Genomic DNA, 1,690 nt, shown 5'->3' on the forward strand with positions numbered 1-1,690 from the left:
ATACACCCTCGTATACCACGACGTGCACCATGTGACGGCGAGCTACTCGCGTTCGCTCGCCCCGGAACTCGTCCGTCGGCTCGGTCCCATCCTCGGCTGGTGGTGAGGCCGGGTCCGCCGGGGTGGACGCGACGGACATGAGACTGGTGTCCGGGCAGCAGTCGCATCGATTGCCGGGTGTTCGCCGGGATCGGGCACGCGCGGCGCCGTTCCCGGCGCCGCGAACGGGTGTTTCAGGACGTTTGTCCAGTTCAGCGCCACGGTCGGGCTCGCACGGCGGGCGCGGCGTTCATGATCGAGTTGATAGCATGGCTTTTCCAGCCGACCGGGAATGCGGGCGCGCTCGCCGAAGGCACCTCGAAAGAGTTTTTCCATGCAGTTTGAAATCGTGGAGCGGGACGAGACCTGGGTCGCCGGCTTGCCCGTCCGCAGTCCGAAACGCGCACTGGGCGAATTACGGGACCAGGCGCTGGAGGCGGCCTGGGCGGCGGTGCTGCACCAGGATCTCGGCGGGCCGCTGGCCAGCGCGTATACCGACTACAGTGGCGAACTCGGCACCTACAACACCCAGATCGTCGGCTATCGGTGCCGCTCTTTCGACGAGGTGACCCGCGGTCATCTGGTGGCCAGGCTGCCCGCGGGCAGTTATGCGAAATTCTCCTCGGTGGGCGATTTTCCGCAGGTGATGACCGACCTGTGGACGCAGATCTCCTACGCCGAGGAGCACAAACAGATCAAGCGCACCTATACCGGCGATTTCGAGTTCTATCCGCACGCCTACAAGATCGAGCTGTACCTGGCGGTGGACCCCCGATGACCTACACGATCGCGGTCCGCGACGAGGCGGTCTACGGCGGCCTGGTGGTGCCTCGGGTGACGCCCAGTTTCAAGACCAGCAACAGCGAGCTCATCGAGTTCCTCAAGGACCGGCTGCGCGACCGGGAGGCCGGCGAACTGCCCACCCGCGAGCGCCCGCTCTACACCGTCTACGTGCCCGATCCCGCAGGTAGTCACAACGCGCTGGTGTGTTGTGCCTACGCAGCGCCCGAACGCGTGCCGGTGGGGGATCTGCTCGTGCGGGTGCCCAAGGGGGGCTACGCGCGGTTCGAGCCGAACGGCGATTACCACGACCCCGTGGAGGACGTGTGGGCCCAGGTCGACGACGCCACCGCCTCGGCGGAGATCACCCGCGCCTACCGCGAGGAGATCGAGGTCTGGCGGGGTCCCGGTGACGTCGAACTGTTCATCTCCATTCTGGTCTGAGTAGCTCGCGGATAACTATTGTCGGACCAAACGGTCCCTTGGTCTCCCTGTCGGCCGGACGATGCGGTTCCGAGCAGCGGGTTTGTCGTTCGGGTGACATGTTTCGGTCCGATTGCCGGTTTTCTGGTGAATTCCTGTCCGATGACGGATACTCCGTAGGCGACTCCCCTGGTTTAGGACCCCGGGGGAGCGGGTACAGCGGCCCGGCGCGGGCCCTGCCCGCGGTGACGACGGAGTAGGAACACATGACTGTCGAGATGGTCACGGTCGGCGCCGAGCGGGTGCTGAGGTTCCGTGACATGCACTCCGGTCACGCCTTCCGGGTGGCCACTCCCGGAGCCGATCCCGAATTCTGGCGGCGTTACCTGGCGGGGGCCCTTCGTGTCTACAGCCGGTACGGCGTGGAGTCCGCACTGGAGTACGAGTC

The 1,690-nt window shown here is 65.8% G+C and carries 2 protein-coding genes and 1 pseudogene; all 3 read left to right on the forward strand.

Annotated features, from left to right (window positions below):
* The first annotated feature begins 373 nt into the window (after positions 1–373).
* The gene (locus tag QH283_RS17420) at positions 374–817 is read left to right on the forward strand and encodes a GyrI-like domain-containing protein (RefSeq protein WP_280504049.1); all 444 of its coding nucleotides are present in this window, start codon (positions 374–376) and stop codon (positions 815–817) included.
* Complete coding sequence (locus tag QH283_RS17425; protein WP_280504050.1) at positions 814–1,263, forward strand: effector binding domain-containing protein; 450 nt, start codon at positions 814–816, stop codon at positions 1,261–1,263. Before QH283_RS17420 ends, QH283_RS17425 begins: the two co-directional genes overlap by 4 nt.
* A 245-nt stretch (positions 1,264–1,508) precedes the next feature.
* Positions 1,509–1,690 (forward strand): annotated as a pseudogene (locus tag QH283_RS17430) (hypothetical protein); the annotation flags it as partial.

This window comes from Nocardia farcinica (assembly GCF_029867845.1).
Classification (GTDB): Bacteria; Actinomycetota; Actinomycetes; order Mycobacteriales; family Mycobacteriaceae; genus Nocardia; species Nocardia farcinica_A.

Excerpts from the sequence above, each read along its gene's own strand:
- QH283_RS17420 (WP_280504049.1), top strand. The coding sequence starts at position 374 with ATGCAGTTTGAAATCGTGGAGCGGGACGAGACCTGGGTCGCCGGCTTG.
- QH283_RS17425 (WP_280504050.1), top strand. The coding sequence starts at position 814 with ATGACCTACACGATCGCGGTCCGCGACGAGGCGGTCTACGGCGGCCTG.